Origin of the sequence: Streptomyces sp. NPDC047117 (assembly GCF_040643545.1) — a bacterium.
Taxonomy (GTDB): Bacteria; Actinomycetota; Actinomycetes; order Streptomycetales; family Streptomycetaceae; genus Streptomyces.
Window position 1 is genome coordinate 1 of the sequence record NZ_JBEYUN010000044.1, and the last position, 7,712, is coordinate 7,712.

8 protein-coding genes are annotated in these 7,712 nt (G+C 73.7%); 1 reads left to right on the forward strand and 7 read right to left on the reverse strand.

What is annotated here, in order from left to right:
• The 5 genes from ABZ840_RS37540 to ABZ840_RS37560 all read right to left on the reverse strand — a co-directional run.
• The coding region (locus ABZ840_RS37540; RefSeq protein WP_351910787.1) for a biotin carboxylase N-terminal domain-containing protein at positions 1 to 91 on the reverse strand (91 nt) is incomplete at its 3' end.
• A gap of 205 nt (positions 92 to 296) precedes the next feature.
• The gene (locus tag ABZ840_RS37545) at positions 297 to 995 is read right to left on the reverse strand and encodes a response regulator transcription factor (protein WP_361568532.1); all 699 of its coding nucleotides are present in this window, start codon (positions 993 to 995) and stop codon (positions 297 to 299) included.
• Between the two features lie 26 nt (positions 996 to 1,021).
• Positions 1,022 to 2,149: an ATP-binding protein gene (locus ABZ840_RS37550; RefSeq protein ID WP_361568534.1), complete on the reverse strand. Its 1,128-nt coding sequence runs from the start codon at positions 2,147 to 2,149 to the stop codon at positions 1,022 to 1,024.
• Positions 2,150 to 2,522: 373 nt separating this feature from the next.
• Entirely contained in the window at positions 2,523 to 3,506 is a 984-nt protein-coding gene (locus ABZ840_RS37555; RefSeq protein ID WP_361568537.1) for a ScbA/BarX family gamma-butyrolactone biosynthesis protein, read from the reverse strand.
• A gap of 277 nt (positions 3,507 to 3,783) precedes the next feature.
• A complete protein-coding gene (locus ABZ840_RS37560) occupies positions 3,784 to 4,371 on the reverse strand; it encodes a TetR family transcriptional regulator (protein ID WP_361568540.1) in 588 nt (195 codons plus the stop codon).
• A 332-nt stretch (positions 4,372 to 4,703) separates the two neighbouring features.
• On the opposite strand from ABZ840_RS37560, the gene ABZ840_RS37565 reads away from it, so the two are divergent.
• The gene (locus tag ABZ840_RS37565) at positions 4,704 to 5,840 is read left to right on the forward strand and encodes a transposase (RefSeq protein ID WP_361568543.1); all 1,137 of its coding nucleotides are present in this window, start codon (positions 4,704 to 4,706) and stop codon (positions 5,838 to 5,840) included.
• A 66-nt stretch (positions 5,841 to 5,906) separates the two neighbouring features.
• On the opposite strand, the gene ABZ840_RS37570 is transcribed toward ABZ840_RS37565, so the two are convergent.
• Complete coding sequence (locus ABZ840_RS37570; RefSeq protein ID WP_361568546.1) at positions 5,907 to 6,848, reverse strand: NAD-dependent epimerase/dehydratase family protein; 942 nt, start codon at positions 6,846 to 6,848, stop codon at positions 5,907 to 5,909.
• The gene (locus ABZ840_RS37575; RefSeq protein WP_361568549.1) at positions 6,845 to 7,465 is read right to left on the reverse strand and encodes a ScbR family autoregulator-binding transcription factor; all 621 of its coding nucleotides are present in this window, start codon (positions 7,463 to 7,465) and stop codon (positions 6,845 to 6,847) included. Before ABZ840_RS37575 ends, ABZ840_RS37570 begins: the two co-directional genes overlap by 4 nt.
• Between the last annotated feature and the right edge of the window lie 247 nt (positions 7,466 to 7,712).

The window sequence follows — 7,712 nt, forward strand, 5'->3', positions numbered from 1 at the left end:
AGACCGCTACGCTTCCGATCCCGGCGTCCCGGCATGCACGGGCAACGCGGACAGCGATTTCGCCACGGTTGGCGATGAGCACCTTGCGCACGATGATTCCCTCCTCAACGGGAATTGTCATACCCGGTGTTCCGCGCCTTCGGGGCCAGCGGTTCCACATCAATGCACCGGACGTGCCACCCACCTTTCTTCACGGGAATGGTGCCGCACAAGGTTTCCTTTTCAAGAACTCGGTCAGGGATCTCAAGAAAGCGCGGAGAATGTCAGCGGAATGACAAGTGCGGTACCGGAAGCCGTCATGCCGCCCGGACCGCCCATTGGCGCGCGGCGCCGCCGGGCGGGTCCGGCAGCGGCGCGGGACCGGGCGGGCGCTCCGGCGCCGGCGGCCGGGCGGCGCCCGGCGCGCTGATCAGTCCGGCGGCGAGCGCCTTGGCCACCGCGTCGAGCCGGGACACGGCGTCGAGCTTGCGGAAGGTGGTGTGCAGATGGCGTTTGACGGTGCCGGTGGTGATGCCCAGCCCGCGGGCTATCTGCTGATTGGTCATGGCGGCCGCCGCGCCGCTGAGCACCTCCCGCTCGCGCCGGGACAGCGCGGTGTGCGGGGCGCTCCCGGCGCCGGACACCGCGGCGGGGAACAGCGCCCCGAGCACGTCGAGCAGCGCCTCCCGCCCCGCGTCCCGCGGCAGGTAGCCGTGCACACCGGCGGCGCGCAGGGCGTGGTGGTCGGTCCGGGTGCCGCCGCCCGGCAGGGCCAGTACGACGGTGTCGGGCACCAGGCGGCGCAGCGAGCGTACGGTGCGCACGGCGCTTCCCGGCGCCGACCAGGGCTCCAGGAGGATCACTTGGGGGCGCAGGGCGACGGCCTTGCGCAAGGCTTCGTGCTCGCCGGTGGCGTGGCCGAGGAGGCGGAGGCCGGGCTGGGCGTGGAGCAGGACCGTGAGGGCGTCCCGCAGCAGGGCGTTCTCGCTGGCGATGACGGCGGTGATGCGTGGCATGGTCGGTTCCCCTTCTCTTTCGGCGGTCAGCCGGCCTGGTAGCGGGGCAGGTGGACGTCGACACGGGTGCCGTCGCCGGCGCGGCTGGTGACCGCCAGCCGCCCGCCCACCGATTCGATGCGCTCGGACATGGCCCGCAGCCCGTGCGCGGGCCGCGCGGAGAGCGTGTGGGCGACGTCGAACCCCCGTCCGTCGTCGCAGACCTGGGCATGCGCCCATCTGCGGGTCGTACGGACGGTGACGGTCACGGTCGCCGCCGCGGCGTGGGTGCGGGCGTTGAGCAGCGCCTCCCGCAGCACGAGCAGCAGTTCGCGCCGGAAGAGTTCGGGCAGGGTGGTCTCGTCCCCGGACAGGTGCCAGCGCACCTCCGGGCCGTCGGGCAGCCCGCGCAGGAAGTCCTCCAGGGCTTCGCGCAGGCGGGGTACGGGGGTGCGCGCGTGCAGTCCGGCCACGAGGTCGCGGCCGTTCTCGGCGGCCTGCGCGATCAGGCGGTGCGCGGCCGACAGCCGGTCGGAGTCGGGTGCGGTGCCGGTCCGGGCGCGCAGGTGGTCCAGCGCCGTGGCCAGTGGGGTGACGAGGCGGTCGTGGACGTCCCGGGCGAGTTCCCGGCGGCCCTGCCAGGCGTCGACCGCCCGGGGGCAGGGGCCCGCCGCGTCGGCGAAGGCCTCCCGGACGGCCCGCAGGAGCGGGGCCGTCGCCTCGGGGCTCATGCCCTGCGTGAGCAGGCATTCCGTCAACAGCGTTGCCGAGGCGAGCAGTTGATCCGGCGGGAGGTCGGCGGCGGCCGGGGCCGCGGAGGGTTCCGGGGCGCCCGCGTCCGGGACGGCGGACAGGACGGGCCGCTGCCGCGCGGGCCGGCCGGCGCCCCGGTCGAGCGCCTGCCGGGCGAGCGCCAACAGGGCCCGGATCGCGCCGTCTTCGGGCGGCGCACCCGGCAGCCGGCCGGCGCGTGAGCGCAGCAGGACGGCGAAGCGGTGCAGTGCGGCGTCGGCCGGGTCCGCCGCCGGGCCGCCGCTCCGGTGGTCCCGGCGCGGCGCGGCCGCCTCGTCGGGTACGGCGCCGAGCGGGCGGACGCGCGTGGCGGTCGCGCGGCTGAGTCCTTCGTTGAGGGCGCTGGTGAAGACGTCCGCCAGCAGGGTGGATGCCGGGTCCATCAGTGGTTCCCCTCCGGTGCGGACGGGCCGGACCGGTCGGCGCACCACTGGGTGGTCTGCGCCGGCGCACGGTGTGGACGTGCGGTCATTGCTGCTCCTCGTGCACGACGGGCTGAACGCCAGTGAAACAATGCGAACAACCTCTATGTTTTTACGGGAGAAAAATGCCCAGGGCGTCACCACGGCCGCGGAGCGCGCGGGCACACGCCCCGGCAGGGGCGCGGCGCGGTCCGGGCAGCGATGACGGCGTCCTGGTGCGGGCCTCCGCGCACCCCCTCGCCACGGGAAAAGCGCAGGGAAAAGGGGGTGCACGGGTGAAAGGTGCGGGACGTCGCGGCGGGCGGACGGCGGCGGTTGGCCGCGGGCCGGCCGGTCAGACGAGGGCGGGAGCGGCCTCGCGCGGGGCGAGCACGGGCAGCGGGAAGGAGCCCGGCGCCCGCTCCACGGTGATGTCGGCGGCGAAGCAGACGGTGCCGTGCTGACGCATGTTCACCCGCACCCGGCAGCGGCCCGAGGGGTCGGCGGGCAGCGCCTCGACCTCGACCCAGCAGGGGGCGTCCAGTTCGACGTAGCGGTGGAACTCGGTGTGCATCGTCATCGGGACGACCGGCAGCGGATCGGCCACGGCCTGCGTCGCCTGACGGGCGGCCTCCAGCAGCAGCATGCCGGGCACGTGGTCGACCGGGTGGTCGAACAGGACCGGGTGGCCGGTGTCGACGCACAGCTGCCACCGGCCGGTCGCGGCGTCCGGGGAGAGCACGACGTCGTAGGGCGAGACGCGGCCCACCCGCCGGGCCGGCAGCGGCAGACCGGGGAGGACGGCGTCGGCCATGGCGCGGTGCGCGTCGGCGTAGGCGCCGCGCAGCCGCCGGTAGACGGCGGCGCTGTGCACGGTGAAGCGGGTACGGGCCTCGCCGAGCCGGCGGCTGCCCTGATACGCCTCGGCATGCAGGACGATGGCGGACGCGTGGCTGCCGCGGCGGGTGACGGCGGTGCAGCGGACGACCAGCCGCACCGGTATCTCGGAATCCGCGGCCTCCAGGGCGGCGACGTCCATGCTGTAGGTGAAGTCGTCCCAGATCAGCTGGTGTCCCAGCGGCACGCCGTAGGCGGCGTGGGAGAGCAGGGGGAGCAGCTGGCGGACGGTCTCGGCGAACAGCAGGGGGTCGTAACTCCCGTTGCCGCTCAGGTAGAAGCTGTGCGCATGGGGCCGGCGGGCGAGCACTTCATAGGTGTCGGGGCCGGTCTTGCGCCATCCCGTGAGCAGTACTTCGTCCGCGTCGAGCTTGTGGACGAACTGCTGCGGAATGGCCTCGAAGCGAGTCGCGGCGTGTGTGACGGTGGCGAACCGGGGCACGTCAGCATCCTTTCCCTCGTTGTGCTTGGACGCACAAGGCAGCTGGGTCGTGGCACGCCATAACATAGAGGGCATTCTTTTTTTTGTCGACCATGGACCGCCCCGCTGAATCGCTTCAGTCCCATCAGCACCAGCAGTGACCAGCCAGCCTGCTATCCGAAGACTCCCGCCCACGCATTTCAGGAACGAGTCATTCCGCCCGTACAGCAGGTAAAACACGCCGAACTGTGCGCTCCGGAGCCCCGCCACGAGCCACCACGACCGGCAGGGCGCACCGTCAGCGCGCCACCGCCGCCGACGCGCGGATGCCCCGCATGACCGCGGCCCAGATGTGCGCGAGGGCCGTCGACTCGTCGGAGTCGGGCCGGGCGTGCAGGGCGACGGCGGTGCCGTTCAGCAGGTGCGCGGCGAGCTGCACCACGGTCTCCACCTCGACCTCGGCGGTCAGGTCCCTGCGCCGCCGCGCGGACTCCAGCATGGCGCGCACCGCGGGCTCCCACACCGCCTGCCACCCGCCGGCGGCCACGACCCGCTCCTCCTCCAGCCGCACCGTCGCGCGGACCGTGGCGCTGCGGGCCAGCAGGTCGGCCAGGCCGCAGGCCAGCCCGGACATGGCGGCCAGCGGATCGTCACCCCGCTCCCCCGCCTCGGCCACCACGGCCCCGGTCTCGGCGGCGCCCTCCTCCGCGACCGCCTCGGCCAGCTCGCTCTTGGCCCGGAAGTGGAAGGTCAGCGCACCCATGGAGACGTCCGCCTCCTTGCACACGCCCTGCAGCGACGTACCCGCGTAGCCATGGCGGGCGAACTCCCCGGCTGCCGCACGCGTCAGGCGTTCACGGGTGACCACTGCACGTTCCTGCTTCATCTGATGCCACCAATTCGACAGACCTCACCCGGCAGCCGCCGTCCGGGCGGCCGGGCCTGAAGGGGATCGGGGGCTTTCGGACGGAGACACCGCGAACACAGCGACGGCCCCTCGGCCGCACGTCCTCACCGCAATCCCCGCGGAAAGAGACGTTAACCCGCTGTACATGCCACGAAACACCCAGCGATGCGACGCCGTGACGGCTTTGGCAGGTCAACGGCGACGAAGCGGCGTTGGCACGCGACCTGTGCACACCCCCTTCAAAAAAATAGAGGTTGTTCGCTATTCTTTTGGCCCGGACAACTCTGCCCGCATGTTCGAAGGGAGCCGCCATGACCGAGCATCACGGGAGCGGCCCGGTACGGCCGGTGCCGCACCATCCGGCCGACGACCTGGCTCGGCACCTGTTCCAGGACCTCCCGCGCGCCGACCAGCGCCGGTGGGCCACCGCCTATCTCCGGGGCCTGTGCTCCACTCCGGGAAAGAAGTCCGTACGCAACATGGCCTGGACGGTGAGCACTTCGGACACCGCGTGGCAGTCGCTGCACCAGATCGTCAACGCCAGCACCTGGCGCTGGGAGCCGGTCCGCCGGCGCCTCGCCGACTGGTGCGTACGCCAACTCCCGCCGCGCGCACTGGTTCCGGCGCCCGTGCTGATCCCGAAGCGCGGACAGCACTCCGTCGGCGTGCACCGGCGTTTCGACCCCGGCAGCGGCCGGACCCTGGGCTGCCAGTGGGCCTTCGGGCTGTTCTTGGCCACCGAGTACGGCACCACGCCCCTCGACTGGCGGCTGCACCTGCCGGGCCGCTGGAGCGAGGACGCACGGCTGCGCACCCGGGTCTGCGTACCCGAGTCCGAGCGCTCGCGCGCGCCGCACGACCTCACGCTGGACCTGCTCGACCACCCCGGGGCGCCCGAGGTACCGGTCCTGGCGACCGCCGCCCATCACACGGGCGTACAGCCTCTGTTGGCGGCGCTCACCGCACGCGGCCACGGCTTCGCGCTGCGCGTCCCGGCCACCACGCCGGTCACCATCGGGCTGCTGCGGCCCACCCGGCACGTGCGCGGGCCGCAGCCGACCGGGGCGCTGCCGGCGCGGCAGTTCCTGCAGCGCCTGGGCCGCGCGGCCACCGCTCCGCTGGGCCCGGCCGCGTCACATCTGCGCCTCGCGCCCGCGATGGTGCGCGTCCCGGGCAGCCCGCGCCCGCTCCAGCCCGTCGCGACCTGGCCGCCCGACGGCGGGCCGCGCCACATCTGGCTCACCGACCTGCCGGCCGGGCGGCTCGCCGCCCTCGCCGACCTGCTGACCGTCCCCTTCACCCCCGCGGCCGACTCGCTCGTGGACCACGGGCTGCACGATTTCGAAGGCCGGTCCTACCCCGGCTGGCACCGCCACATGACGCTCGTCTCCGCCGCCCACGCACACCACGTCCGGACGGCCGCCGCCGCCTGGCAGCAGGCGGCCTGAGCGGCCCCGGCACCGGGCTCCGCGGACCGGCTCACGGGCCGCCCGCGGACGCCCTCGGCGCGCGGCTCAGGCGTCGGCGCCGGCCGCCGCTCCCGCCAGATGTGCCACGTACCAGGGGGCCGACTCGGCGAGGCGGCGCAGCGGGCCGGGGCCGGCCGGCACGCCCGCCAGCCGCCAGATCTCCTCGCTGCGGTACCAGTGTTCGCGCGCGAACAGCTCCAACTGACGCTCACTCATGGCGCCCTGGCGCTCGCGCAGTTGATCCACGCAGCGCTCCCAGTCCCAGCTCTCCCGCGGCACGGCGGGGAGCACGCCGAGACCGGCGAGGGTGTCCAGTACGGCACCGACGCGCACCGGCTCGGGGTGGGCCGCGTGGTGCACGCCGCTCGCCACCTCCACGTCACCGCAGGCCAGTCCGGCGATGAGCGCCGCGAGGTCCCGCACGTCGACCAGCGACAGCCGGGCGTCGCCGCCGTCCCACCGCGCCGGGACCCGGCGGACCAGTTCGGCCAGCGCCGGCACGACCCACCGGTCCCCCGCGCCCGTGATCAGGTACGGCCGCAGCACCACGGCGCCCGCGTCCAGCGCCGCCCGCTCCCCGGCCAGCCGGGTACGGCTCGCGGCGGACACGGGGGCCGGCGCGATCTCGTCCACGGCGATCCCGCGGTGCGGACCCAGCCCGTACACCGCGGCCGTCGAGAGATGGACGATCCGCCGTACCCCGGCCCGCTCCGCCTCCCGCAGCAGCGCCCCGGTGCCGACGATGTTCACCGCCCGGCACGCCGCCTCCTCGCCCGACACCCGCGAGGCCAGGTGCACGAGGACGTCGGCCCCCTCGGCGGCGCCGTGCAGGGAGTCCGGTGCGGTCAGGTCGGCGCGCACCGCGCCGGGGCCGCCCGTCCGGGAGAGCGCCCGTACGGTGATGTCCTCGCCGCGTTCGCGCAGCGCCGCGCGCACGGCGGAGCCGATGAAACCACTGGCCCCGCTCAGCAGTACGGTGCGCGTCACGCCGCGGCGCCCGAACGCCGCGCGACCTCCATCAGCTCCGGCAGGCTGTCGGGCTCGGCGATGCCCGGGAGGATGTAGCGCCACATCCGGCCGATCCGCTCCGGCAGGTCGGCCCGGTCGGGACCGGTGAGCAGGTTCGACATCACCTGCGACCCCGTATACGCGGCGACGAGGAGCTGCGCCACGTCGGCGACCTCCACCTCGTCCCGCAGATCGCCCTTGCCGCGGGCCGCCTCCAGCTCCCCGCGGAACAGGTCCGCCCACATGTCGTACGGGCTGAAGTCCCGCAGTCCGACCTGACCCTGCTCGACGGCCAGCGTCACGCCCGCGCGGAAGAGGACGTTGCTCTGCATCTGGCGGGCCAGGAAGAACGTCAGCTCGATCAGCTGCGCCAGCCCCTCGGGCTGCTCCGGCAGCGCCAGGTCGGCGGCCTGCTCGTTGATGACCGCGCGGGCGAGGTTCTCCTTGGACTTGAAGTGGAAGTACATCGCGCCCTGGGTCGTGCCCGCCGCCGTCATGATCTTGCTGATGCTGGAGCCGGCGAGACCGTACTCGTCGAAGACCTGGGCGGCGGCACGCAAGATGACACCTCGCGTACGGATCGCTCGGTCCTGCATTGCTCGCGCCACCGGTACTCCAGCCCACTCAGTAAAGAAAACGACTGACCTCTATGTTACCGCCCGTCCACTTCCCTGAAATGGCCGCGGAGCACGTCGACACGGCATCCCCACATTTCCCGACGCCCGCGTCCGCGCGGTTCCGGGGAACGGAACGGGCCGGGCACACCCCCTCCCGGGAGGGGGTGTTGCAGCGTGCGCCCGCCGACCTTGGCCTTCAGCTCGTCCACCCGGCCCTCGGCGATCA

Bases quoted from the DNA above. Each gene is read 5' to 3' on its own strand.
- ABZ840_RS37545 (WP_361568532.1), bottom strand. From the start codon at position 995: ATGCCACGCATCACCGCCGTCATCGCCAGCGAGAACGCCCTGCTGCGG.
- ABZ840_RS37550 (WP_361568534.1), bottom strand. From the start codon at position 2,149: ATGGACCCGGCATCCACCCTGCTGGCGGACGTCTTCACCAGCGCCCTC.
- ABZ840_RS37560 (WP_361568540.1), bottom strand. From the start codon at position 4,371: ATGAAGCAGGAACGTGCAGTGGTCACCCGTGAACGCCTGACGCGTGCG.
- ABZ840_RS37565 (WP_361568543.1), top strand. From the start codon at position 4,704: ATGACCGAGCATCACGGGAGCGGCCCGGTACGGCCGGTGCCGCACCAT.
- ABZ840_RS37575 (WP_361568549.1), bottom strand. From the start codon at position 7,465: ATGCAGGACCGAGCGATCCGTACGCGAGGTGTCATCTTGCGTGCCGCC.